Annotated in this window: 18 protein-coding genes; 12 read left to right on the forward strand and 6 right to left on the reverse strand. The window is 47.4% G+C overall.

The window, feature by feature from the left end:
• Positions 1-458: 458 nt before the first annotated feature.
• Complete coding sequence (locus ACYVR3_RS08540; RefSeq protein ID WP_461243905.1) at positions 459-1,145, reverse strand: DUF554 domain-containing protein; 687 nt, start codon at positions 1,143-1,145, stop codon at positions 459-461.
• Between the two features lie 188 nt (positions 1,146-1,333).
• Here ACYVR3_RS08540 and ACYVR3_RS08545 point away from each other — a divergent pair, with 188 nt between their 5' ends.
• A complete protein-coding gene (locus tag ACYVR3_RS08545) occupies positions 1,334-1,801 on the forward strand; it encodes a Dps family protein (RefSeq protein WP_054737181.1) in 468 nt (155 codons plus the stop codon).
• Positions 1,802-2,062: 261 nt separating this feature from the next.
• Here the strand turns inward: ACYVR3_RS08545 and ACYVR3_RS08550 are convergent, their stop codons facing one another.
• Complete coding sequence (locus ACYVR3_RS08550; protein WP_461243906.1) at positions 2,063-3,037, reverse strand: serine hydrolase; 975 nt, start codon at positions 3,035-3,037, stop codon at positions 2,063-2,065.
• Positions 3,038-3,229: 192 nt separating this feature from the next.
• Between ACYVR3_RS08550 and ACYVR3_RS08555 the strand changes: the two genes are divergently transcribed.
• Complete coding sequence (locus tag ACYVR3_RS08555; protein WP_461243907.1) at positions 3,230-3,532, forward strand: hypothetical protein; 303 nt, start codon at positions 3,230-3,232, stop codon at positions 3,530-3,532.
• Between the two features lie 236 nt (positions 3,533-3,768).
• Here the strand turns inward: ACYVR3_RS08555 and nrdJ are convergent, their stop codons facing one another.
• From nrdJ to ACYVR3_RS08570, 3 genes are all read right to left on the reverse strand, one after another.
• Positions 3,769-6,015: a ribonucleoside-triphosphate reductase, adenosylcobalamin-dependent gene (gene nrdJ, locus ACYVR3_RS08560; protein WP_461243908.1), complete on the reverse strand. Its 2,247-nt coding sequence runs from the start codon at positions 6,013-6,015 to the stop codon at positions 3,769-3,771.
• A 213-nt stretch (positions 6,016-6,228) separates the two neighbouring features.
• Positions 6,229-6,648, reverse strand: a complete 420-nt coding sequence (locus ACYVR3_RS08565) for an EamA family transporter (protein ID WP_461243909.1) — start codon at positions 6,646-6,648, stop codon at positions 6,229-6,231.
• 738 nt (positions 6,649-7,386) lie between these two features.
• Positions 7,387-9,021, reverse strand: coding sequence for a peptide ABC transporter substrate-binding protein (locus ACYVR3_RS08570; protein WP_057151986.1), 1,635 nt, complete (start codon positions 9,019-9,021; stop codon positions 7,387-7,389).
• 390 nt (positions 9,022-9,411) lie between these two features.
• Between ACYVR3_RS08570 and ACYVR3_RS08575 the strand changes: the two genes are divergently transcribed.
• From ACYVR3_RS08575 to ACYVR3_RS08585, 3 genes are all read left to right on the forward strand, one after another.
• Positions 9,412-11,307, forward strand: coding sequence for a glycoside hydrolase family 2 TIM barrel-domain containing protein (locus ACYVR3_RS08575; RefSeq protein WP_461243910.1), 1,896 nt, complete (start codon positions 9,412-9,414; stop codon positions 11,305-11,307).
• A complete protein-coding gene (locus ACYVR3_RS08580) occupies positions 11,288-12,253 on the forward strand; it encodes a beta-galactosidase small subunit (RefSeq protein ID WP_461243911.1) in 966 nt (321 codons plus the stop codon). The genes ACYVR3_RS08575 and ACYVR3_RS08580 overlap by 20 nt, the downstream gene beginning before the upstream one ends.
• Before the next feature lie 446 nt (positions 12,254-12,699).
• Complete coding sequence (locus ACYVR3_RS08585) at positions 12,700-13,653, forward strand: aldo/keto reductase (protein ID WP_054737524.1); 954 nt, start codon at positions 12,700-12,702, stop codon at positions 13,651-13,653.
• Positions 13,654-13,752: 99 nt separating this feature from the next.
• Here ACYVR3_RS08585 and ACYVR3_RS08590 read toward each other — a convergent pair whose 3' ends face one another.
• The gene (locus tag ACYVR3_RS08590) at positions 13,753-14,214 is read right to left on the reverse strand and encodes a MerR family transcriptional regulator (protein WP_461243912.1); all 462 of its coding nucleotides are present in this window, start codon (positions 14,212-14,214) and stop codon (positions 13,753-13,755) included.
• A 166-nt stretch (positions 14,215-14,380) separates the two neighbouring features.
• Between ACYVR3_RS08590 and ACYVR3_RS08595 the strand changes: the two genes are divergently transcribed.
• The 7 genes from ACYVR3_RS08595 (at position 14,381) to ACYVR3_RS08625 (ending at position 25,552) form a co-directional block, all read left to right on the forward strand.
• The gene (locus tag ACYVR3_RS08595; RefSeq protein WP_057152198.1) at positions 14,381-15,082 is read left to right on the forward strand and encodes an ABC transporter ATP-binding protein; all 702 of its coding nucleotides are present in this window, start codon (positions 14,381-14,383) and stop codon (positions 15,080-15,082) included.
• Positions 15,083-15,094: 12 nt separating this feature from the next.
• Positions 15,095-17,686, forward strand: a complete 2,592-nt coding sequence (locus ACYVR3_RS08600; RefSeq protein WP_461243919.1) for an FtsX-like permease family protein — start codon at positions 15,095-15,097, stop codon at positions 17,684-17,686.
• Positions 17,687-18,307: 621 nt separating this feature from the next.
• On the forward strand, positions 18,308-18,808 hold the full coding sequence (locus ACYVR3_RS08605) for an AP2 domain-containing protein (RefSeq protein ID WP_461243913.1): 501 nt from the start codon (positions 18,308-18,310) through the stop codon (positions 18,806-18,808).
• A gap of 182 nt (positions 18,809-18,990) precedes the next feature.
• On the forward strand, positions 18,991-19,968 hold the full coding sequence (locus ACYVR3_RS08610) for an aldo/keto reductase (protein WP_461243914.1): 978 nt from the start codon (positions 18,991-18,993) through the stop codon (positions 19,966-19,968).
• A gap of 439 nt (positions 19,969-20,407) precedes the next feature.
• On the forward strand, positions 20,408-21,022 hold the full coding sequence (locus tag ACYVR3_RS08615; protein ID WP_461243915.1) for a helix-turn-helix transcriptional regulator: 615 nt from the start codon (positions 20,408-20,410) through the stop codon (positions 21,020-21,022).
• 362 nt (positions 21,023-21,384) lie between these two features.
• A complete protein-coding gene (locus ACYVR3_RS08620) occupies positions 21,385-23,283 on the forward strand; it encodes a glycoside-pentoside-hexuronide (GPH):cation symporter (RefSeq protein ID WP_461243916.1) in 1,899 nt (632 codons plus the stop codon).
• A gap of 43 nt (positions 23,284-23,326) precedes the next feature.
• A complete protein-coding gene (locus ACYVR3_RS08625) occupies positions 23,327-25,552 on the forward strand; it encodes an alpha-galactosidase (protein WP_461243917.1) in 2,226 nt (741 codons plus the stop codon).
• The last annotated feature ends 137 nt before the right edge of the window (positions 25,553-25,689 follow it).

Below are 25,689 nucleotides of genomic sequence, written 5' to 3' on the forward strand. Positions count from 1 at the left end.
AACATTTCTCGATGACCTAAATCCACTTACTTGGGACGCCCTTATATGCAACCTTTTGCTTCTTTTATCGCGTTTCGGCGTGGTAGCCAGAAAGGAACCAAGTGGCCAAGCATAACAAACTTCAAGAACCCCAAGAAGTAGCAGTCACCCCAAGCCGAAACAAACGTAATCGCAAAGCACGTCGCCAACATTTCTCGATGACCTGATTCCACTTAGCTTGAGGCGCCTTATATGCAACCTTTTGCTTCTTTTATCGCGTTTCGGCGTGGCAGCCAGAAGGAACAAAGCGGCCAAATATAACAAAGTCCAAGAACCCCAAGAAGTAATAGTTACCCCCAAGCCGAAACAAACGTAATCGCAAAACACGTCGCTAATTGTTCTTTGTCTAGGAATGCCAACACAAAAAACGGCACCATCTCAAACAAGAGATAGTACCGTATGGTGTGCATCCATCAAGCTCAATTAAAAATCGCATAAAATAAAATCGGAAAAAACGGCGCCAAAATCAAATTAGCCACCTTGATCTGAGTCAGTTTCAGCATGTTCAACCCAATCATCAAGATGAGCAACGAGCCCACACAGGTCATTTCATCAATTACGGTTTGTGTAAAGACGCCGGCCACCGTGTTGGCCAACAGTGTCAAAATCGCTTCGTAACCAAATACCGGAACGGCCGCAAAGCAAACGCCAATACCCATGGTGGACCCCAGCACGAGAACGAAAATGCCGTCAATCATGGATTTGGTAAACAAAACACTGTTATTACCAGACATCCCGCTTTGAAGTGAACCGACAATTCCCATCGCACCAACGCAAACGAAGAGGGTGGCGGTAACGAAGCCATCGGCAATCCGGGCTTCACTCCCCATATTCAACGTTCGTTCCAGCCATGCACCTAGTCGGGTAAATTGGCGATCGAAGTCAACGAGTTCACCTAAAATGGCACCGAAGACGAGGGAGAGCACAACGTAAACGGTATTGTGGCCCTTTAACGACCCCGAGATACCGACGTATAGAACAGTAACGCCGAGCGCCTGCATCACCAGTAGTTTCATTCGTTCTGGAATGCCGCGCTTAAAAAGCAGGCCAATTAGCCCGCCAATGCCAACGGCAAGACCGTTAGCAACTGCACCGATAATCATCATGATATGTAAGTCCTTTCGATTGTGGATCAAATATGTATGTTTCCCATTTTAATGGGAATTTGGTAGTGGCGCAAGTTTAGTTGGCAGTAAACGACTGAGCAAAATACACCAGAAATCTTTTGCAGTTTGGTATAATTATAAAGTAACGAATTGTTAGTCACTGTCAGTCAATACTGGAGGTAAAGGGAATGGCTCAATATAAGAAGACGAAAGCACAACTCAATCAGTTAATTGCCGATTTAAGTCAGCTACAAGTCAACATTCAGCAGATCCACTGGTACATGCGTGGGTCGCAGTTCTTTAAACTCCATCCGTTAATGGATGATTACAATGACGCACTAGCCAACCAATTAGATGAAATCGCAGAACGTTTAATTGCCATCGGTGGCGCACCGCTCTCGACCACCCATGAATTTATCGAAAATACGGGTCTGCCGGATGAAAAGGTGACCTGGGACCAATACAGCCTGAAACAGTATATGGAACGTTTAGACACGCAATTTAAGTATCTGAGCGACCAGTATCAAAAGGGCATTGAAATCACAGATGAAGAAAAGGACTTCTCAACGCAAGACCTGTTGATCGAATGTCATACGTTGATTGATAAGTATATCTGGATGATTTCTGCATATTTAGGACGGGGTGCTCAAGATTAGAGAGTGTGGAACAAAACGGGTTGAAAGCGGAGCCTAAGTTACTCCCGACAGAAAGGCGTGGTTTTCGGCTTTGTGTTGGGAGTAACTTAGGTGCAGCTTTCAGTTTTGTGGAACACGTTTAGTCTCAAGGACAGTAACGCGCAGCATGCGAAACAACACGTTTATGCTCAAGGACAACAACCCTCAACGCAATATTAAAGTCAAAATAGCCACCGGGCAATCACTTTCGATTACCTGGTGGCTATTTTTAGTTGGCAAAAACTACCGATATAACGCATTAATGCGCTTAGTTGTGCTTGACCCATAAACCAATCGCTGAACGTGTTCCGCAATCGTGGCAATGCGGGGAAAGCCACTAAAGCCACTTTGCTGATGTCCGTGAGTCATGACGACTAGAATGTATTGCTGGCCATTCGGCAGAGTGACGATCCCAGCATCGTTATTGGTGTCGGCGTAAAAGCCCACCTTATCGCGAACTTGAGTGCCAGACTTGGCATTTTGAACCCCAGTCGGGATCCCCGTGCGATAGATTTGTTGATGCATGAGGGTTAAGAGTAGTTTTCGGTCTTTTGTGTTACTAAACGCACCTTGGCCAGTTTGGAGGTCGTATAATGCGCCAGCAAGGCTAGCCGCTGTTGTTTGGGAATTTTGCCCGGCAATAAAGGTCGGGTTGTACCAGCCCTGTTGGGCAATAAATTGATTCAGGGTTGGCAATCCCCAAGAATCTAGATAGTCTTCTGAAAAATCATTATCACTGTTAACGATCATGCGGTGAAAGCCGTCAACGTTGCTGGCGGTCCAAGTGAAATTACCAAGCTTTTCTTCGTGGAAAACGAAGGCGGCCATGAAGAGTTTATATGTACTGGCTGAAATTTCGGGTGTGTGGGCGTTAGCGCTGGCATGAAGACTGCCGGCTTTGTAGAAGTCAGCAGAACTGCTTTTGGCAGCCGGACTGCCGGATTTGGCGCCTAAATTATAAAAGTAAACGCTAGCAGTTTTATCAGCGGTGACTTGGTTTAAATACCGTTGCAGGCGCAACCGAGTTCGCTTTTGTTCCTGCCGAACGTTGCGCGCTCGTGCCGCCGGTGAAATGGATTGACTAGCCTGTTCGGCTGAATGGGCTGAAAGTGAGTGGTGGGTTAAGCCAATTCCAATCAAGAGAATTACGGTCAGTACCGCAATAACCTTAATTCGATTACGAATGCCGTGGGGAAGAGATTGATACTGCTTCAACATAGTGCGCGCCTTCTTCAATGAGTGGAATGATACCATTATAACTTATTCAGAGCGGTTTCGGCTACGGCTTTGGACCGGAATCACGACTCAAAAATACCGAAAAAATCCAATTTTAGTTATAAAATCATCACACCTCTTCGCTAAACTAAAGTTAACGATAGTCGAACGACAACGAATAGGGAGGCGAACACGATGATGAACAAGTGGCAAGTAATTGTTGGTGGCGTCCTTTTGGTGATGATGGGGAGTGTGATTTGGCAGCAACCGTTTCAAGGTAACGGACGAGTGCCAGAACAAGCCCTTGTTCAGCGCTTAGATCGTGATGCCATGATGACGGCGGTCAAGCAGCCGCTAATACAGATTCCTGAAACGGAGACGCCAAAGGCGGTTTCCGTTCAACCTGAGACCAAGAAGCAGACGGCGGTGGTGCAACTATGGCCGGCAGTTTTGGGATTGGTGGGGGTTGGGTTGTTGTTTAGGCGGTTTAAGCGGTAGGGGGAAGAAATGGGCGGACAAGCAAACAAGCGGCAACCTCGGGTGGGAGGTTGCCGCTTGTTTGGGTGGTGACTTTTTTTGATGTTAAAGAGTAGTGCATTGCTGTCCTCGAGCCTAAACGTGTTCCACAAAGCAGAGACTTGCACATAAGCGGCTCTCACCACAATCCTCAAAGCCCGAGGATTCTGGCGAGAGCCGCTTATGCTCCAGTCTCTAAACGCCTTGTTCCACACTCTCTACCGAACTGGGCAAGCACCGCCAATGCAATCTGATTGGTCGATCAAGTCGAGGTCCTTTTGATCCATGGTTGCCATTGAATCGTAAACGGCGTGGACGTCGTTTGTGATTTGGCCACGGCGTGCTTCGTAAACGTCCTTGGTGATTGGTTCCTTAGGCGCTTGCTTGAAGTCGCTGCCGCTGTATGGCAACAGAGAAGTCGACTTGATGCTGAACCGGTATTGCTTCATCAGGTCAGCGATTTGGTCGCCTTCTTCTGGTTGGAAGGTGATCGTGCAACTAACGGCGTTGTCTGACCAGTATTTTTGTAAGAAGGCTTGGGTTGCGAATTGTTCCGCAATTGAAACGTTACCAGCTGAGGCGAATTGATCGCTATCAGCATGGGCAGCGCGAACTGGGAATTCAACGCAAACCGTGTTCTTCGTGTAAACGTCAGGTTCCATCTTGTAGCCACAAAGTTGCAATGCTGGCAACAATGGGTCAGTGTCTTGGAACCGGATCCGTTGGATAAGGTAACCAGCATAGTGGAAGTGCATCCCTTCGGAAACACCAGCTAATTTAGCAACGGTCCCTGAAGGCTTAACGGTCGTGTGCTTAACTGAAGGTGCGCAACCCAAAGTAGCTGAGTAGGCGTTATCAGCGTCAACGATGGCGTGGTAGATGTTGTCAAACTTAGCCACAACGCGTTCGTCGTAAACAGGTTCCTTGATGGCTTCGTGCGTTTCAGGGTCGATGCCGTCCTTGAAGCCGAGCACAACGCGGTTGCCAAATTCCTTTAAGATCCAGTCTTGAATCCCAGACATTGAGATCCCGATCCGGTGGTTCTTTTTGATGACGTTACGAGAAACTTCCCAGTCGTAGTTGCTGAAAGTGACCCGCTTCGTGTAACGCGTCCCTAAACCAAAAGCGTCTTCAAGGTCAAAGCCTTGTTCCGTTGCAACGGATGGGAAGACTTCAAAGAGGTTACATGGTTCACCGTTATCAAGTGAGATTTCGCCACAAGGGTTGGTACCTTCAACGGCGCCGTCAATGTTTTCTTGACGACCGTCAACTAAACGACCAAAGTGCTTAGACAATTCCAAGTTAACGATCCCAGGTTCACCATTGTGCATGATTGAATCAGCAACAGCGGTGTAATCTGCCTTCTTCGTATCAACAGCAACACTGTTGTTAGAAGCCCAACGGTGGTGGTAAAGCTTGTCTTGGTCTTGCTTCATAGTGATGAAGGCGTCATCATCGCTAGAACCTAAAGCAAGTTCAGCAGAACGACGCACGTTCCCAGCAACGACCGTCTTACCAATCAAGTTACCTAAGTCAGTGCAGTCAACAGAAGTTAACTTTTGTCCAACCCGAGCATCAAGTAATTTGTTGGTATCAAATAACATTTCAATCAATGGCATTGGACCTGAAGCAGTCCCACCGAAGCCCTTGATCTTGGCACCCTTTGGCCGGATGTCGCTCATATCAAGGATCAAGTTTGATTCGTGATCGGGGTTTGTGCTGTTAAAATGCATATCAACTAAGTTCGCATTGGCTAAGATCCAGCCTTCACGGGTATCAGGAAGCTTGTAGTAACGACCTTCGTCAAGTGAGTGTTCAGCTAACCATTGTTGCTTGTCAGTGGCACCCAATGCGATTGAATCCGTATATGAGTCGCTCTTTTCGTCGATTAGGATCGTCAAGTTAACGTTGTCGTCAACCATTGGGATCTGCTTAACGTTGTCTTGAACAACGGAGAAGCCGACGCCGCCACCCTTCATTAATTGGTCAAACATGAATGAGAAGGGCATTGAAACGGCCACTTGGTCTTGATCCAAGTAGTCGGGCATGATGTGGCTGTCACCGTATGGTTGAGGGCGCACAGCAATAAACCAACAGTTGTTCAGGGCGTCACCGTTACGATCTTGGTACTTTGAACCAGAGATCCAAAGGTTCCGACCAGATGGCGTTGCAGACAAACTGTAAACTAATTTAAACAGCTTTTGCGCTTCGTCTTCAAGTTCGGTGACGACTTCAGGATCAATGTGATCTTCGTGTAAGCGGGGATCTAAGTTGATGTTACCTTCAATCACTCGTTTAACGGTTTCGTCCCAGTTTTCGTGACGGTTTTCTTCGTCGATCCAGCGGGCGTATGTACGTTTGTAAGTAACCCAACCGAGTTCACCCCAGTGAGGAGTGATTTCGTCTTTCACTTGTTCGATAAATTCTGATGATAGCGTAATTAATTTGGATGATGTAACTTGCATGCCGATGTCCTCCTCGTTTTGTGTTTCAATACAATATATAGTATCGTCACTCGGAGAAAATATCAACATATAGTATTTGGACAGTCGTTTTGATAACCGATTTCAACGCCAGCGTAGCATGGTTTTTCGTGATTTAAAATTTTTTTATTCGGTCATTTGGCAAGAAATGGTTGACTTTTTAGCCTGTCAGCATTGGCCAAATTTTGGCCGCTGTTAGCTGTTAAGCAAGTACAGGCTAATCACAGCGAGGATAAATCCAAGGCCGTTACGAAGGCTAAATTCTTCGTGGAAGAAAATCAAGCCAATTGGAATTAAAAGCAACGTAATCGCTGCATTGACCGTAATGGCAGTTGACCCCACGGGGGCACCTGCGCGGTAAGTTAATAAGTAGCCAAGCTCCACAAAGGTGATGGCTAGGCCCATTGTGACCGAGGCCCAGTTAAGCATATGTAGGTTAGTTTGAAGCGAGTGATGCTTGCTGAGCAGGTACATGATCAATGCACCTAGCAGCGCCACGCCATATGTAATACAAAGCGAAAATAGGGGATCCACACGAGATGAAATTCCCCGAGCGGATAATTGATAGGCAGCGTTAGCAATGATCGTTAAAATTAATGGCCATAGATAACTCACCAAGTCGTCCTCCTTAAAAACACAATGTGGTCTATTATACGGTAGAAATTTGGAATGAGAAAGGATGTGTTTCGGTTCACAAGATTTAGATGTGTGAAACATGCGGAGGACACTATATCTGGTGTGGAACAATTTTGGTGTGTGAAGAAAAGTGGTTGGTGGGAGAAAATGATGGCGACTTGGGTGGAACTGATGGTTTCGGGGGATGTACTTTTGAGTTGGTTGAACGTAAGGGTAATGAAAGATTTTGGTTGATTTCGAGACTATTATCTAGCCTAAACCTGCTCCGAAAGGCAGAGAGCTGCACCTAAGCAACTTCCACCGCACTCTAAATTGGTAAGAATCGAATCGGCTTCTTAACTCAAAGGTAATTAAAGCGTTCATTTTCTCTCGAGACTATTACCTAGCCTAAACCTGCTCCGAAAGGCAGAGACCTGCGCCTAAGCAACTTCCACCACAATCCCCAAAACCCGGGGATTATGGTAGAAGTTGCTTAGGCACTGGTCTCTAACCGCCTTTCTCCACACTCTACACAAAAACCCCCCCTCAGCCGGTACTGAGAGGGTGCAACGTGTTATTAATCAATGGTACTAGGAGGAAACGGTCACCTCCTTTCTAGCGACTTATAACGTTAAGTTGAACGAGTTTCTACTATAATAATAGAACTAATATTGGTAAGTGTTCAGTTATAGCGTTATTAGCACTAGAATAACTAGTTAACGAGGTAGGTCAGAACGGTTACTTGAAGTAGGCCGTCTTAAAGTTATAGTTTGCACCAGCTGTGTTGTAAACCAAATCTTTCAGTTTACTGTTCATCAACCAAGGTGCGGATGATTGATACAGTGGGGCGATCCCAGCATCATCTAGCAAGACGTTTTGAGCTTTGACCATGTCGTTCCAACGAGCTTCAGGGTTGCTTGCATCCGTCGTTGATGACGCCTTAATCAACTTATCATATTCTTTGTTTGACCATTGTGATTGGTTACTTGAGTTACCCGTGGTCAAAATGTTCAAGAAGGTGATTGGGTCTGAGAAGTCAGCGAACCAGTCAGATAAGGTGATTTGGAACGAGTGTGACGACTGCTTTGCCAAAACGTTAGCGGATGGCAAGTTGTTGTTAGTGATCTTCAAACCAGGTAAGTTTTTCTGCAAATTGCTTTGCAGGTATTGGGTAACTTGCTTAGTCGAATCATCATCACCGGCTAACAGGGTCAATTTGATTGTCTTGCCGCTCATGCCAAGTTCTTGCAGGCCTTCCTTCCAGAGTTGCTTAGCTTTGGTTGGGTTATATTTAACTGTGGCTGGCATCGTTGCGTCTGCGGTGAAGTCTTTGCCAGTCTTAGGGTTAACGGCCAAACCTTTTGAAACGAAGCTCCCGGTGTTGATTGAACCGTCGTTTAAGACCTTATTGACCAGTGTGTTCCGGTTAACGGCCATTGAGAAGGCTTGACGAATCTTCTTATTCTTGAAAAGTTTCATCTTTTGGTTGAGAGAGAGGTAGTAACATGAACTCTCCATCCGTTCGATGTAGTCGGAGTTACTCTTGAGATTCTTGGCTTGTTGGCCAGAAAGGTTAACCGCGGTTAACTTCTTTTGATTGTATTGGTTGAGACCGGTTTGCTTGTCTTTAACCACTTGGTAGTCAACGCCGTTTAACTTCACGCTCTTCTTATCCCAGTAGTTGTTGTTCTTAACTAACTTCCAGGTGTTACCAGTCCCGTTCCAGCCGGCTAACTTAAACGGCCCGTTGTAAACGAGGCGGTTGCTGCGCGTACCATATTGACTGCCCCATTTTTCAACCACTTTTTGGTCTTGCGGGTAAAATACTGGGAAGCCAAGTAACAGTTTAAAGTAAGGAATTTGCTTTTCAAGGGTAATTTGCAGTTTGTATTTACCCAGCGCTTTAATCCCTAATTTGCTGGCGGCCATCTTATTGTTCATGATGGCATCGGCGTTCTTGATGCCACTGAAGAGGTAACCATATTGAGAACCGGTCTTAGGATTGACAGTCCGCTTCCAAGAATAAACGAAGTCAGCGGCAGTCAATGCATCGCCGTTACTCCACTTGGTGTTCTTGCGGATATTGAAGGTGTAGGTCAACCCATCTTTAGAAACGGTTTCCTTGGTGGCCATTCCGGGTTCAGCCTTACTGTCCTTTCCTAAACGGTACAGCCCTTCGTTCGTGTTGTTTAACGTGTTGAACGTGGCGACCGCGGTTGATTTTGACAGGTCCATGGTACTTAACTGCGCATCTGCGGGCATCGTGACCACCTGTTTACTGCTACTTGAGCTACTCTTGGAACCACAGGCCCCTAACAGTAACGCAATGCTGGCAGCCCCAAGGGTCACGGTGAGCATTCGATTTAATTTCATAAAACAATCCTCCCTAACACAACAAGAATAAAACCAACTAACTTTATAACTAGATTAACACAAAATGAGAAAATGTTAAGAACTTTTTAAATAAAAATTAATCAGATGCATGAAATAACACGTTAATCGGACAAAACAGGTGGTGTTGACGGGTTATTTATTCACTATTCATTTTGAAATGAATATTTTCTAATGAAAATCACACTAAAAAACTTGAAATTAGGCCTGTATTCTACGGGTAAAAACCTTTATGATGTACTTGTAAGCGCTTTATAATATGTTTTTAGAGGTAAGCACTCAATTAAGTAGTGATATAGTCGCTGCTAGAAGGTGAAACACTTTAGAAAGTGGGCTAGCACACTGATTGAGGCCTCAAGGAGGTTAAATGAGATGACACCAGAAATCGGCTGGCTTGATGACCCACAAGTGTTTCGGGTCAATCAATTACCAGCACACAGTGACCACCGATTTTACCAAACTGATGCAGAGCTGACAGCACAAACGAGTCAGTTGGTTCAATCATTGGATGGTCAGTGGCAGTTTAAATTTGCGCAAACGCCAGCGGAACGGCCCGTTGGGTTTGCTGATCCGGATTATAATCGTAGTCAGTTTGGCACGATCACCGTTCCCGGACACATTGAACTTGAAAACTACGGGCAGATTCACTATATCAACACGGTTTATCCGTGGGAGGGTAAGATTTACCGGCGGCCAGCCCATGCACTTGATTCGAAAGATCAAGGAACGGGTATGTTTAGTAACGGCGCGGATAACACGGTTGGCGCCTACGTCACAACGTTTAAGTTGAACCCGGCACTTCAAGGTAAGCGGGTAGTCATTCAATTTGATGGCGTTGAACAAGCGATGTACCTATGGTTAAACGGGCAATTTGTTGGCTACGCTGAGGATAGCTTTTCCCAGTCCGAATTTGACTTGACGCCATACTTAACTGACGGTGAAAACTTATTGGCGGTGGAAGTCTTTAAGCGCAGTACCGCTGCCTTTATTGAGGATCAAGATTTCTTCCGATTTTCTGGTATTTTCCGGTCAGTACGGCTATTAGCCAAACCAGATGTTCACGTGGAGGATATGACGTTGCGGCCTAACGTTTTGGGCGATTTGAAAACGGGTGATTTTAACTTAGCCTTGACGCTTTCCAAGACGGAAGCTGACGTGGATGCGATGGTTAAAGTGACCGTCACCGATCATGAGGATAACGCCGTGTTGACGTTAACGAAACCCGCTGCGGAACACTTACACTTTGACAATGTCTCAGTTGAAAATGTGCACTTATGGGACCATGTTGATCCGTATCTGTATCATTTGCGGATCGAACTGACCCAAGTAGATGACACGACAATTGAACTTGTGCCATACGACTTTGGGTTCCGCCGCTTTGAACTTAAGGATAAGGTAATGCTGCTTAACGGTCACCGGTTAGTGATCAACGGTGTCAACCGGCACGAGTGGAACGCGAAAACCGGTCGTTGTATCAGTCACGCGGATATGGTCGCGGATTTAAAAACCTTTAAAGAAAATAACATTAACGCAGTCCGGACGTGTCACTATCCAGATCAAATCGACTGGTACTACCTCTGTGATCAGGCTGGCATCTACATGATGGCTGAAAATAACCTAGAATCACACGGTAGCTGGCAGAAAATGGGGGCGGTTGAACCGTCCTACAACGTCCCAGGCTCGTTACCCGAATGGCGCGAAGTTGTGTTGGACCGTGCGCGAAGCAACTATGAAACGTTTAAAAATCATACGGCGATCCTCTTCTGGTCGTTAGGAAATGAATCATACGCTGGCGATAACATTGCGGCGATGAACGCCTTCTACAAGGAACACGATGATACCCGTTTGACTCACTATGAAGGGGTCTGCCGCAACCGAGCTTACGAAGATCAGATTTCGGACGTGGAAAGTATGATGTATGCGGCCCCCGCTGATGTTGCGGCTTATCTGGAAAATAATCCGAAGAAGCCGTTTATTGAGTGTGAGTACATGCATGATATGGGTAATTCGTTGGGCGGCATGAAATCGTATAATGACTTGATCGATAAATACCCAATGTACCAAGGCGGTTTTATCTGGGACTTTATCGACCAAGCAATTTCAGTAAAGGATGAAGTCACTGGTCAACCCGTTCTTCGTTACGGCGGGGACTTTGACGACCGGCACTCCGACTATGAATTTTCCGGTGACGGCCTCATGTTTGCGGACCGGACACCAAAGCCAGCTCTTCAGGAGGTGAAATACTACTATGCCAAGCACATCAACTAAGGCGTTACAGATTATCTACGGTGACGCAACTCTGGGACTCCGGGGTACCGATTTTAACTACATTTTCAGTTACGAACGCGGCGGTTTGGAGTCGTTAGTTCAACACGGCAAGGAATGGTTGTACCGCGTACCGAAGCCAACTTTTTGGCGGGCAACCACTGACAACGACCGTGGCAATCACTTTTCGGAACAGGCAGCCCAATGGTTAGCAACGGACGTCTTTTTAAAATGCATCAAGGTCGCCATCAAAGTGGACGATTTGCCAATCGAATTGCCAATTTCACCGGTGAACAACCAGTATACCGATCACGAATTTGCGGACCATGTAACGATTCGGTTTACTTACGAGACAACGACGGTGCCAGCAACGACGGTCAACGTTGATTATCAAGTCGACGGCACCGGTGCAATCAAGGTTCAGGCCCACTATTACGGCATGACGAGTTTGCCGGAACTGCCAGCCTTTGGCCTTCGCTTCATCATGCCAACACCAGCCACTGGATTTGACTACCAAGGTCTGTCAGGCGAAACCTATCCTGATCGAATGGCCGGCGGAATTCCAGGCAAGTACCACGTTGATGGCTTGCCAGTGACGAAGTATCTGGTCCCTCAAGAGTGCGGGATGCACATGGGTACTGACTGGGTTACGGTGACGCGCAACCAGACGTTAAATAACGCGGATCCGTCACACGGTGATTTTCAGTTAACGTTCAGTGCATTACCAAAGCAGCAACTTGCGTTTAGTTGTTTGCCATACACGGCTGAAGAACTTGAAAACGCCACTCACATTGAAGAATTACCACCACTTCGGCGCACGGTTTTGACCCTGTACGGTGCCGTTCGCGGCGTCGGCGGCATCGATAGCTGGGGCGCAGATGTTGAAGAACAGTATCATATCCCATCGCACCGGGATATTACGTTTGGGTTTGAGATTAAGGGTGTCTAGACTAAATGTGGCTCATCGGTCAGCAACTGACTGATGGGTCACGTTTGTGTCCAGCGTAAGTGTTGGGTGTGATTTGGGTGTTGGCTGTTTGTCGTCGCTTCGCTCGCCAAAGCCGCATGAAAACCGGCGCTCTCAGGCTACGAAATTCGGCGTCACTTAAACTGTTATTTCCAGGGTTCCTGAAGTTATAGAAACTTGTCAACCACGCGCTTTCTATCCACCACGCCGAATGGTGCTGCGCGAGACTGAGAGCTGCATGCAAGGCGACATCGGTAAACCCGCCAGACCCGGGCGCCTTCACCGATGTCGCCTTGCACACTGCTCTCAACCCGTCTCGCTCCGCACACTTACGCTGGCCACAAACGTAAGTAAAAAACTTAAAGTATTAGCCTTGACTTAGAGCCTACTCTAACTCATATACTAGAACCATTAGGAGGTTGAAAGTTATGAAATCAGTACAACTTGGCGATACGGCGCTCAGTGCGTCTGCTGTTGCGTTAGGCATCATGCGGATGGTGCGGTTGAACACCGCTGATGCAACGACGGTGTTGGAAAACGTTGTTGGCAACGGGGTTAATTTCATTGATTCTGCTGACATCTACGGCGTTGGCCGCTCAGAAGAAACTTTTGGGGAAGCTTTAAAGCGTTCAGGTATCAACCGAAACGATTTGATTATCCAATCAAAGGGCGGGATCATTTTAGATCCCAACAAGAGTGAGGGTGAAACGGTTTTCGGGCAACGTTACGACTTTTCAAAAGACCACTTGATTGAAGCTGTGGACGGCATTTTGAAGCGGATGCAAATTGATTATCTGGACTTTTTCTTACTTCACCGGCCAGATGCGTTGATGGAACCCGACCAAATTGCCGCAGCGTTTGATGAACTGCAAGCAGCTGGTAAGGTTCGGCACTTTGGGGTCTCAAACTTTAACCCAATGCAGGTTGAACTGGTACAGTCTGCTGTAAGCCAACGACTGATGGTCAACCAACTTCAGTTTGGGGTCATGCACAGTGGCCCAGTCGATTTTGGCTTGCATACCAACATGAGTGATGCTGGTAGTGTGAACCATGATGGTGAGATTCTGGAATACTCGCGGTTGCACAAGATGACGATTCAGGCTTGGTCACCATACCAATACGGGATGTTTGAAGGCCCATTCATCGACAACCCGAAGTTCCCAGAACTCAACGCGAAACTTCAAGAATTAGCAGACGCTAAGGGTGTGACGAAGAACGCCATTGCGACTGCTTGGATCCTCCGTCACCCGGCTAACATGCAGGTGATCTTGGGTTCAATGAACGTGCAACACCTCCAAGAAAGCATTGCCGGGGCCGACGTTGCCTTGACAAAGCAGGAATGGTACGACGTTTACTTGGCAGCGGGGAACACGTTACCTTAATGTTAATGAAATGATGAGATACTAAAATGCAGCAAGTGAATGGCCAGATTGGTCGATTCACTTGCTGCATTTTTTTGAGATTGATGTCGGTTATGGCTGTTAGCTACTTTGCTTAACGCCCTTTTTCACTCGTAACGATTCATCGATCACGATTGGGGCACCAGGAATCTCGCAGTTGCCCGAAACGGCGGCTTCCGTCCCTGCGTCACAAGCAGCGGTGTAGAAGCGAACCTTGTAATCGAGTTTATCGAGGCATTTTTCAGCCTGAGCGATTTGTTTTTTGACGGCGATTTGTTGTTGCTTGAAGATGGCGAGCCGAGTCTCTAACGTGGCGTCGCCCTGCATGGCGAGTTCCACAAATTTGCGAATCTCAGCAAGTTGCATGCCGGTTGCTTTCAGGCAGGTAATCAGATCGATAAAATCGAGGTCGTCATCAGTGAACTCCCGGCGACCAGCGGGACTACGGTGAACAAAGGGCATGAGGCCTTCACGGTCGTAGTAACGCAGGGTGTAGCTAGTTAAACCAGTTTTTTCGGCCACTTGGCCAATTGAATAGGGCATGGAAAACCTCCTGTAGTTAAATCGTATTTTCATCTTAAACCTAGAGCGAACTCTAAGCAAGTAACCGGTCCATTCGCATAAAACTAGGGTGCGCATGTTGGCGGTTACATGCTAAACTAGTATCAGACTGGATTGAGCGGGTCAATTAGAGAGTGGAGGTAAGCAAGTGGCCTACATAGAAGTAAAACACGAATATAAACGTTACCAAATGGGTGAAACTGAAATTATTGCGAATCACGATGTGTCGTTTGAAGCAGAACAGGGACAGCTAACGGTGATCTTAGGGCCAAGTGGGGCCGGTAAATCGACCGTGCTCAACATTTTGGGCGGGATGGACTCACCAAGTTCCGGTGAAGTGGTGATCGATGGGGTCGATATTGCACAGTTTAATGACCGCCAAATGACGACGTATCGGCGCGAAGACGTTGGGTTTGTTTTTCAGTTCTATAACTTGATCCCTAACTTGACGACCAAGGAAAACGTGGAGTTGGCGTCGTCAATCGTGGCGGATGCGCTGGATGCGACTGAGGTGTTGAATCAGGTCGGGCTACAAGATCGGTTAGATAACTTTCCGTCTCAACTATCTGGTGGAGAACAACAGCGGGTGGCGATTGCCAGGGCTTTGGCGAAGAATCCGAAGTTGCTCCTATGTGATGAACCAACCGGTGCGCTGGACTACCAAACCGGGAAACAGGTTCTTAAGTTACTTGAAACGGCCAGCCGGCAGGAAAACAAAACCGTGCTGATCATCACCCACAACGCGGCGTTAGCCCAAATGGCAGACCGTGTCATCTATATTAACGATGCTAAGGTCCGTGAGGTCAAGGACAACCCGAACCCAACGCCTATCGAAGACATTGAGTGGTAGGGGGCGTCGATGATGAAACCATTAACGAAGAATATGTGGCGAGAAACGTCCCGGTCAAAGGGGCGGTTGATTGCAATTATTTTGATTATTATGCTGGGCGTTTTGATTTTTGTTGGGGTTAAAGCAGCGGGTCCGGCGTTAAACGAGTCAGCGACTAAGACCGTGAACGACGCCCATTTGAGTGACGTTCAGGTGCTTTCGACGACCGGCTTTACGTCAAAAGATGTCACCACTGCTGAAAAAGTCGCGGGGGCCAAGGCCGAAGCGGTTAAGTTTAAATACGTTGTGGGCGGCAAAGAAGCGTCTGCCGTGGCCCTTTATGGCTATCAGGCACGCCAACAACAGAATCAATTAACGTTGCGTAGCGGGCATTTGCCACGAACAGCGAATCAGATCGTGCTTGATCAGCGGGCTAAGACGGACTACGGCTATCGGTTAGGCGACACCTATACGTTCGCAAAGTCCGCCAAGTTAGGCCAGCGCAGTTATCGCATCGTTGGGTTTGCGGACTCACCAATGTACATTGATAATGAGAGTCGGGGCTCGGCCAATGTTGGTGACGGGACGGTGCGGTACTTTGCCTACGTACCAGCGCAACAGTTAAAGCTGAAGGTCGCAACGTTACTTAACGTGCGGTTTAAGAGCCTTCAAACAGCAGATACCTTTACCGACCAGTATCGAAATCGAATTGACAAAAAAGTAACGGCGTTAAAACGGGTGTTCAAATCCCGGGCGAAGGCGCGAACTGTTGCGTTACAAGGGTCGGCGTTAACGCAACTTGAACGCCAACAACGGCAATTAACCCAAGCCAACCAGCAGCTAAAGCAAGCTGAGAAGCAGGGTGACTCAGCGGTGTTGGCTGCCCAACAAGCAACGTTAACGACGCAGCAAGCGAAGCTAACGGCAGCCAAGAAACAACTCTTGGCCGCTACGCAGACAACTTACACCTGGCAGGATCGTGATGACCTGCCGGGGTTTGAAGCCTATGGCGAAAGTTCGGAACGAATCGCTGCCATTGCGAACGTCTTTCCCGTGTTCTTCTTCTTGATTGCGGCCCTGATCACCTTTACGACGATCACCCGGATGGTGGAAGAAGCCCGGGGCCAGATTGGGACGTTTAAGGCGTTGGGGTATGGTAAGTGGTTGATTGCTCGAAATTATTTAGGCTATGCCTTGCTGGCTGGGGTTTCCGGCACGGTTTTGGGGGCGTTGATCGGGAATTTAACGTTACCACGGTTGGTTCTGGCGTTGTATCAAGCTTACATTCCGTTGAAGTGGGTCGTTGGCCTGCAGTGGGGTGTGATCGGGTTAGCGTTGATTTTCGCGCTATTAGCAACCGTTGGCGCTGCCGGAATCGTGGTTCGGCGAGAGTTAGCTGAAGGACCGGCGGCATTGATGCGACCGAAAGCGCCCAAGTCGGCGAAGCGCATCTTGCTGGAACGGATCACACCACTCTGGCAACGGATGAGTTTTAACCGAAAAGTGAGTTACCGCAACCTCTTCCGGTTTAAGTCGCGGATGCTGATGACGATCATCGGTATCGCTGGTGGGACCGCGCTGATTTTGACGGGCTTTGGGATTCAAAATTCAATCAGTGCGAGCGGTACCAAGCAGTATCATGATGTGTTGCACTATCAAGCAACGGTCCGATTGAAGCAGGCCGGCCATCAGGATAAGGCTGACATGATTTTAAATCATAACGATCAGTATCACAGTCACATCACCGTGGTCGGAGACGTGGGCGATGTTCGCGCGCACGGCCAGAAGGTGGCGGATGTGAACCTCTACGTACCGGAGAATCGCCAACAGCTTTGGCGGTACGTGTCGTTGCTAAATGCTAAGACGGGCAAACTGTTTAAGCTTGCTAAAAATGGCGTTGTCCTGACTGAAAAAATGGCGACGTTGTTGCACGCCAAGGTGGGCGATCGGGTCCAAGTGACGACAACGGATGGTCATAAAGGTCATGCCAAGGTTGCCGCAATCACGGCGAACTACATGGGCCATTTCATGTACCTAAGTGCGGCCAGTTATCAGCAAATGTTGGGAGAAAAGCCAGCGTACAATACGCTGCTAGTCCAGTTACGTTCTCAAACCAGCAAACAGCGTAATCGATTGGCGCATCAGTTGCTGAACAATGGTGATGCGCTGGGCGCAAGCTACACTGCGGATCAACAAAAAATGGTTGCCACAATGTCGCAATCGTTAAACCCAATTATCCTGATTTTTATCCTGTTATCGGGCATCCTGTCCTTCGTGGTGCTTTACAACCTGACCAATATCAACGTGTCGGAACGAATTCGCGAGTTATCGACGATTAAGGTGCTTGGTTTTTACGATGGCGAAGTCACGATGTACATCGTTCGGGAAAACATCGTGTTGACGTTGATGGGCATCGTGGTTGGCTACGGCGTGGGGAATTTACTGACGGCGTACATTATGCGACAAGCCGCAACGGCGCAGGTGATTTTCCCGTTGACACTACACTTGACCGGCTACGTGGTCGCCACTGTGCTCATGATTATCTTCACGGTGATCGTGATGCTGGTGACTCATCGGCGGTTGAAGCGGGTGGATATGATTGAAGCGTTGAAGAGTAATGAATAGAATCTGGAAGTCCTTGCTGTGGTGACATAGCCGGGGCTTTTTTGCTGTCGATTGTGTCCAGCTTAAGTGTTGGGTGCGCTTGGGGTGTTGGCTGTTTGTCGTCGCTTTGCTCGCCAAAGCCGCATGAAAACCGGCGCTCTCAGGTTACAAAATTCGGCGTCACTTTGGCTGTTATTTCCAGGGTTCCTGAAGTTGTAGGAACTTGTCAACCACGCGCTTTCTGGCCACCACGCCGAATGGTGCTGCGCGAGACTGAGAGCTGCATGCAAGGCAACATCGGTAAACCCGCCAGGACCGGGCGCCTTCACCGATGTTACCTTGCACACTGCTCTCAACCCGTCTCGCTCCACACGTTATAACCACAAGCAGAAAGATGGACAACACCGGGAATTGCCGCCATACTTGTGAAAAGAAATAAATCTAACGAAACTGTCAAATACTTGTTGTTAAAAGTTAATTTACATAGTAAAATTATTTTATTATTAATTGAATATAACAAAAGTGTATAGTAGTGGCTTGATCTAGCAAGCCGCTCGTTAAGCGATGCGATGCTCGCGTCTCGGGACAAATCATGCCACCGAAGCGTGTTAGGGGAGCACGTGGAAGGGTGAAATCAAAAGCATGAGTAAAAGGATTGACCTCACGAACCAGCGTTTTGGGCGACTGGTCGTGTTGAAATATAGTGGTAATAACGTGGCGAACTCGAATGCTATGTGGTTGTGTCAGTGTGATTGCGGCAACCAAGTTGTGGTCGATGGGGTCCGCCTACGTTCTGGCATCACCAAGAGTTGTGGGTGTTTACGACGGGATTTATCCCGGAAACGGGTATTTAAGAACCCAGATTTTGTTAAATACATGGGCCGCTCTGAGCAATTGCGGACGGATGACGGGGTTTCACTAAGCTCGATTTACGAATCACCACGAAATAAAACGGGGGTCATCGGGGTATCGTATGACCAGGAAACCGGTAAGTGGTTTGCGCGCTTGATGTATCAGCACCACTACGTTCTTTTGAAGAGTTTCGATACGATTGAAGAGGCCATTAACGCGCGGCGTAAAGCTGAAGAACGTTACCTGGGCTTGCACCGGGACCATGATTCAGATGACAACGCGGACTCATAGTCGTACAGCAGTGGGAATCTGAAGTAAAAATGAGTTAACTACTGCGAAAAATAAGCTGCAGTTAAATTATCCTTGACTTAGAGGCGACTCTAACTTCTATACTGATGTTAAAATAGGTTGACGGCTTGTACACGGAGTTGGTCAACTAATTGAATACGGATTAGGAAAGGGTGTTTATTCAGATGGAGTATCGCACACTTGGTAAAACGGGATTTAATATTAGTGAGGTTTCTTTAGGCACTTGGCAACTTGGTGGTAAGTGGGGCGCGCCATTCGATATTGAAGATGCTGATCGGACTTTGGCGGAAGCTTATGATCGTGGCGTTAACTTCTTTGATACCGCAGATGGTTATCAGGGCGGTGAAAGCGAAAAGGCAGTTGGCGCATTTATTGCGAGCCATCCCGATGTGCATTTCACGACCAAGATTGGCCGGAAGGAAGAACCGTTAAGCGTGACCCACTTTGATCCAGAACATTTGACGCGTTACGTGGATGAATCGTTGGCAAACATGGGGCTTGAAGCGCTTGATCTTGTGCTGTTACACTGCCCACCAATGTCGATTTACTACCACCCAGAAACCTTCTTCACGCTGGATAAGTTGAAGAAAGCCGGTAAGATCAAGAACTACGGCGTCAGTGTCGAGCGGGTTGAAGAGGCCATCAAGGCGATGGATTACGACATTAGCGCCGTTGAAATTATCTTTAACATGTTCCGGTTACGGCCAGCAAACCTGTTCTTTGATTTAGCTAAGAAGAACAACGTAGGCATTTTGGCCCGGGTCCCGCTTGCGAGTGGCCTGTTGACGGGTAAATACACCGCAACGACCCAATTTGGCAAGGAAGATCACCGGACAACCAACCGAAATGGTGAACTGTTTGATAAGGGTGAAACCTTCTCAGGAGTGGATTACCAAACGGGGGTTAAGGCAGCTCAAGAACTGAAAAAGCGCTTGGGGACGGATAACTTGGCGGCGACGGCCTTACGTTACATCTTAATGTACGATGCCGTTTCAGCAGTGATTCCAGGTGCCAGCTCACCAGATCAAATTGAACGCAACACGGTAGCCTCAGAGTTACCACCATTGTCGGAAACGGATATGCAGATCGTGCGGGATGTTTATGATCAGTATATTAAAGATCCAGTGGAATATTTGTGGTAAAGTACAGAGCGCGGAACAAAGCGGTTAGAGACTGGAGCCTAAGCGACTTTCGCCAGAAATCCCGGGTTTGGGGATTTGAGGTGCAAGTCCCTGCTTTGAGGAGCGTGTTTCGGCTAAGCACCAAATCATGAAACAGGACAGTTAGAAAGTAAACTATAAGGGCGTCTCAAGCAAACCTACCAGTTTTGGGTAGTTTTAGTCGGGGCGCCCTTATACGCAATCTTGAGGAATACGTTTCAACTCAAGAACCATAATGCCAAAAACCTAAAATAAGGTGGTCACATTAGCCCAAAATTGATATTTTTTAGTTCACAACACTAACGAATCCCAGCAAAATTATGAATTCATCAATAAAAGTAACAATTATTATAATATAACGTGTTATTGGTGCTATAATGAACCATAAACGAGACACAGATTGAATAGCGGGGTTGATGACATGGAGTTCACAAAGCGGCAAAAAACAATTATTGAGATGTTAAAACAGACCAGTCCACTGACTGGTGAAGAAATTGCGACGCAGCTTAATCTTAGTGTACCAACGATCCGCGGGGATTTGCGATTATTAACAGCGGTGGAAATTTTAGCTGCGCGGCCGAAGGTGGGCTACGTCTACAAGGGTGATCAGCGGGTTAGCTTAGACTACCATAACCTGTACGAAACGCCGATTTCGGAGATCTTACAGCCGGCTGCGGTGATCAAGGATGATACCAGTTTACAAGAAGCCGTCAGCAAACTGTTTTTAAAGGATGTTGGGTCGTTGTACGTGGTAGACGATGAGCATCAACTGGTCGGACTGATTTCACGTAAGGATCTGCTGCGGGCCAGTTTTAATAATAGTAATGCGGAATCAATGTTGGCCAGTGTCGTGATGACGCGAATGCCAAACATTGTGACGGTAACGGTGGATGCCACCGTTTTGGCGGTTGGTCAGCTATTATTGAAGCATAAGGTTGATTCACTACCAGTAGTTGAAAAGGGTGACCGGTACCAAGTGATTGGTAAAATTACGAAAAACCGCATCTTCCAGCACTTTATTGAAAAAGTTGAATAAGCAAGAACAAGTTAATGTGTCAGTCCGAAAATTCGGGCTGGCACTTTTTTTAACCGGTTGGTTGTCGAAAACAACTGATTAATTTTCGGTAAACGTTGCAGTATGATGTCTTAAAGTAAGATGTTTCAAAGACGACAAATTTTAGTAAAACGGGCTTGAATATTTTCAAAATGCGGTATGGCGGGGTTAATGATTGATTAATCAAGAAAACGCTTGCATTTCGAAATAAAGTAATATAGATTATAAACGTACCGATTGTGACGTTTTATTTAACAAAACATCCAATTTGGTAGTGTACAGTTAGGCGCTCAAAGCCAAACTAAAATTATCGCGGTATGCCTACCGCAAAAAAGGGGTTTCTCATGGAGAATAAAGGTCAAGTCATGACATCGAGACTCTCATACGCATTTGGGGCCTTCGGTCATGATATGTTTTACGCAACGTTATCAACATACTTTATCATGTTTGTGACATCGCACTTATTTGATAACGGTGCCAGTGGTGCCAAAATGATCAGTTATATTACGATGATCATTATGTTTTTACGGTTCTTCGAATTAGTCATCGATCCGTTTATTGGGAACACGATCGATAACACGTCAACGCGTTGGGGCAACTTCAAGCCCTGGATCGTTGGTGGTGGGCTGATCAGCTCGGTAACAATTGCAATTCTATTTACGAATATGGGTGGGTTAAATACGTCTAACCCGCTACTCTACTTAATCATCTTCGCGGTGCTCTACATCACGATGGATATCTTCTACTCGTTCAAGGACGTCGGGTTCTGGTCAATGATTCCGGCACTGTCCTTTGACTCACGAGAACGGGAAAAGACGGCGACCTTTGCGCGGGTTGGCTCGAACATTGGGGCCAACATCGTTGGGGTCATGGTGATGCCCATCGTTTTGATGTTTTCGCAAGTATCTAATCATGGGCAAGGGGATAACCGGGGCTGGTTTGCCTTTGCGATGGTTGTTGCGACGGTTTCCTTTGTTTCGGCACTGATCGTTGGTTTGGGCACCAAGGAAAAGAATTCGGAACTTCGGAAAAACAAGGAAAAGACGTCCTTTAGCGGCGTCATCAAAGTGTTAACACGAAATGACCAACTGATGTGGTTGTCGTTGACTTACGCGTTGTACACGTCTGGGATGCAAATCACCAACGCCTTGGAACTGTACTACTTCACGTACATTTTAGGCAATGCTGCTCAGTTCAGTCTGTTGGCTTCGATCAACGCGGTAATTGGGGTGTTTGCGGTGCTAGCCTTCCCACCAATGGCGCAAAAATTCAGTCGTCGAAACGTGTTCTTCATTTCAATTGGGATCATGTTGATTGCGTTGATTCTATTCTTATTTGCCGGTAACTCCTTACCAATGGTCTTGGCAGCTGCCGTGCTCTTCTACATTCCACAACCTCTGATTTTCTTGGTTGTGTTGATGATCATTACCGACTCCGTTGAATACGGTCAATTGAAGTTTGGGCATCGTGATGAATCACTGACGCTCTCTGTTCGCCCATTGTTGGATAAAATGGGTGGTGCCATCTCTAACGGGGTAGTTGGGTTAACCGCTGTTTGGGCTGGTATGACGGCTGGTGCTTCGGCATCAACGATCAGTAACCACGGTCACTTGGTCTTCAAACTGATGATGTTTGGGGTACCCGTTGCGTTGATTTTACTTGGCACGTTGATCTTCTTTAAGAAGGTCACGTTGGATGAAAAGGAACATGCGCGGATCGTGGATGAACTTGAACGCACTTGGGGCAAGACCTTGGCTGAAGATGACGCGACTGCTGAGGTGGCAAGTGAACAAGTAGTTACCGTCATGAGTCCAATTGATGGGCAGCTAGTGCCACTCGCAAGCGTGAATGACGAAAACTTTGCCTCAGGTAAAATGGGCGCCGGTTTTGCAATCAAACCAAGTGATGGCCGAATTTACGCGCCGTTTGATGGTAAGGTGAAAGCAACCTTCCCAACCCGCCATGCCGTTGGTTTAGTGGCTGATAATGGGTTAAGTGTCTTGATTCATATCGGGATCGATACCGTTAATATGCGGGGAACGGGCTTTGTTTCCTATGTCGAACAGGATCAAGTTGTGAAGCAGGGCGACTTACTGATTGAATTTTGGCAACCAGCCCTTGAAAAAGCGGGGTATGATGATACTGTAATGGTAGTGGTCACTGATACGGGTGTTCAACCGGTATCATTAAATGAAAGCGGTGCCGTAACGCATGGTGATCCGATTTTGAAGATTGAGTCATAAAAACTTTAGCACACGGACGTTATGCCTTAGAGGAGGTCATTTTTTGGCAATTCACATTGATGAAACAAATCAGGTTTTTCACCTACAAACGGACCACACGAGTTACGTGTTTCAGGTACTCGCGCATGGCGTGTTAGGTCAGTTGTATTACGGTAAACAGATTCACGTTCGACCATCGTATGCGAACCTCGCGAGACGAGAACTTAAGAATTCCATGCCCGCGTACGATTTAACGGAACCGGATTTTCAACTGGATGCCATTAAACAGGAGTATGCCGCAACTGGCACCGGTGATTTTCGCCGGCCAGCCTATCAAGTCACGCAGGCGGATGGTAGTCGGTTAACCGATTTCCGGTACGACCATTACGAAGTTGTTCAAGGGAAGCAGCGGCTGACGGGGCTACCATCGACGTTTGACGATACGGATGATGGTGCTGAGACGCTGATTGTTCACCTGACGGATGATTTGACGCAGCTTGATCTAGAGCTGAACTACACGGTATTTACACACCAAGACGTGATTGTTCGGAGTGCCAACTTTAAGAATCATGGTGTGACCAGTGTGACACTAAATGCGGCGTTAAGTGCCCAGGTCGATTTACCGGATGACCGGTACGACTTAGTTCAATTTTCTGGTAGTTGGTCACGGGAACGCCACATGATCCGGACACCACTTCGGTCAGGCATTCAGCTGATCGATAGCGTTCGCGGGAGTTCAAGCCCGCAACAAAATCCCTTCATGATGCTGGCACGACCGGACACCACGGAAGATGCGGGTGGGGTCTTTGGCTTCAACCTCGTTTATTCCGGAAACTTTTTAGACCAAGTTGAAGTGGACCAGTATGCCACGAGTCGTGTGTTGGTGGGCATCAACCCGGCCGATTTTGGGTGGCACCTGCGACCAGATGCTACGTTCCAAACGCCAGAATGTGTGTTAAGTTATACCACTGACGGGTTCAACCAGTTGAGCCAGCAACTCGCCGATTTTTACGCCCAACACTTAGTGAACGCAAACTTCGCTAAGCGAGAACGGCCAATTCTAGTGAACAACTGGGAAGCCACTTACTTTGATTTTGATGATCAAAAACTACTAGGTATCGCGAAAAAGGCGAAGGACCTTGGCATTGAAATGTTTGTCTTGGATGACGGTTGGTTCGGTCACCGGGATGACGACCACACCTCGTTAGGTGACTGGGTCACGGATCCTCACAAACTGCCAAAGGGTATCGGCCACTTTGCAGATCAAGTCCACGACCTCGGCTTGCAGTTCGGCCTCTGGTTTGAACCGGAAATGCTGTCACTGGATAGTCAGATGTACCGCACACACCCAGAATGGTTGTTGCATACACCACAACGGCGGGCAACGCCCGGACGGAACCAATTCGTGCTGGACTTCAGTCGGCAAATCGTGGTGGATAACCTGTTTGAGCAAATGAGCAAGGTGATCGATGAAACTCATCTGGACTACATCAAGTGGGATATGAACCGTTACATGACCGAAGTCTTTAGTACCGGCCTTCCTGTTGACCAACAGTTGGAAGTGAGCCATCGTTATATCTTGGGTGTTTATCAACTGTACGAGCGGTTGACGAGCCGGTATCCGGATGTCTTGTTTGAATCCTGTGCTTCTGGTGGCGGTCGTTTTGACCTTGGCATGATGTACTACGCACCACAGGCTTGGACCAGCGATGATACGGATGCCATTGAACGGTTGAAGATCCAGTTGGGCACATCTTACGGCTACCCACAATCGATGATGGGCGCCCATGTCTCAGCCGTACCGAATGAGCAAACCGGTCGAATGACCTCGTTAGCCACCCGGGCAAACGTAGCTTACTTCGGTGCGTTTGGGTACGAACTCGACATTACCAAAATGCCTGAGGAAGAAGCTAAAATCGTTAAAGAACAGGTGGCCTTCTACAAGCAACACCGGTCGCTTTACCAGTTTGGTAAGCTGTACCGAATTGATAGTTTATTCGAGGGTGACGGGAACGTCATGAGCTGGATGGTCGTTGATGATAAGCAAGACCACGCCATTGCTTGTCGTTACCAGTTACTAAGTCGACCGAATGCCCCTTATCTACGCCAGTACTTTAAGGGACTTGATCCCGATAAGCAGTACCGAATCAATGGCGGCGACGCAACCTATTACGGTGACGAACTCATGAATGCCGGCCTGTTTTTGACTAAGGTATTTGATGAAACCGCCTCGGTTAAGCAGTTGGCGGACTTTAGCTCGCAACGCTTTGTGATTGATGCTGTGGAATGATAACAAATGAAAAACTCGGTGCTGAGTAATCAGTACCGAGTTTTTTTGCTGTCGCTTGTATCCAGCGTAAGCATGTTTAGTTTGTGAAATGATTCTGGGTTTAGATAGTGGGAGGATGCCGCGGGAGGCTCCGGCGC

The organism is Secundilactobacillus muriivasis, assembly GCF_054785195.1.

Excerpts from the sequence above, each read along its gene's own strand:
- ACYVR3_RS08580 (WP_461243911.1), top strand. The coding sequence starts at position 11,288 with ATGCCAAGCACATCAACTAAGGCGTTACAGATTATCTACGGTGACGCA.
- ACYVR3_RS08605 (WP_461243913.1), top strand. The coding sequence starts at position 18,308 with ATGAGTAAAAGGATTGACCTCACGAACCAGCGTTTTGGGCGACTGGTC.
- ACYVR3_RS08570 (WP_057151986.1), bottom strand. The coding sequence starts at position 9,021 with ATGAAATTAAATCGAATGCTCACCGTGACCCTTGGGGCTGCCAGCATT.
- nrdJ (WP_461243908.1), bottom strand. The coding sequence starts at position 6,015 with ATGCAAGTTACATCATCCAAATTAATTACGCTATCATCAGAATTTATC.
- ACYVR3_RS08590 (WP_461243912.1), bottom strand. The coding sequence starts at position 14,214 with ATGCCCTATTCAATTGGCCAAGTGGCCGAAAAAACTGGTTTAACTAGC.
- ACYVR3_RS08555 (WP_461243907.1), top strand. The coding sequence starts at position 3,230 with ATGATGAACAAGTGGCAAGTAATTGTTGGTGGCGTCCTTTTGGTGATG.
- ACYVR3_RS08620 (WP_461243916.1), top strand. The coding sequence starts at position 21,385 with ATGGAGAATAAAGGTCAAGTCATGACATCGAGACTCTCATACGCATTT.
- ACYVR3_RS08615 (WP_461243915.1), top strand. The coding sequence starts at position 20,408 with ATGGAGTTCACAAAGCGGCAAAAAACAATTATTGAGATGTTAAAACAG.
- ACYVR3_RS08550 (WP_461243906.1), bottom strand. The coding sequence starts at position 3,037 with ATGTTGAAGCAGTATCAATCTCTTCCCCACGGCATTCGTAATCGAATT.
- ACYVR3_RS08540 (WP_461243905.1), bottom strand. The coding sequence starts at position 1,145 with ATGATGATTATCGGTGCAGTTGCTAACGGTCTTGCCGTTGGCATTGGC.
- ACYVR3_RS08610 (WP_461243914.1), top strand. The coding sequence starts at position 18,991 with ATGGAGTATCGCACACTTGGTAAAACGGGATTTAATATTAGTGAGGTT.
- ACYVR3_RS08575 (WP_461243910.1), top strand. The coding sequence starts at position 9,412 with ATGACACCAGAAATCGGCTGGCTTGATGACCCACAAGTGTTTCGGGTC.
- ACYVR3_RS08585 (WP_054737524.1), top strand. The coding sequence starts at position 12,700 with ATGAAATCAGTACAACTTGGCGATACGGCGCTCAGTGCGTCTGCTGTT.
- ACYVR3_RS08545 (WP_054737181.1), top strand. The coding sequence starts at position 1,334 with ATGGCTCAATATAAGAAGACGAAAGCACAACTCAATCAGTTAATTGCC.
- ACYVR3_RS08600 (WP_461243919.1), top strand. The coding sequence starts at position 15,095 with ATGAAACCATTAACGAAGAATATGTGGCGAGAAACGTCCCGGTCAAAG.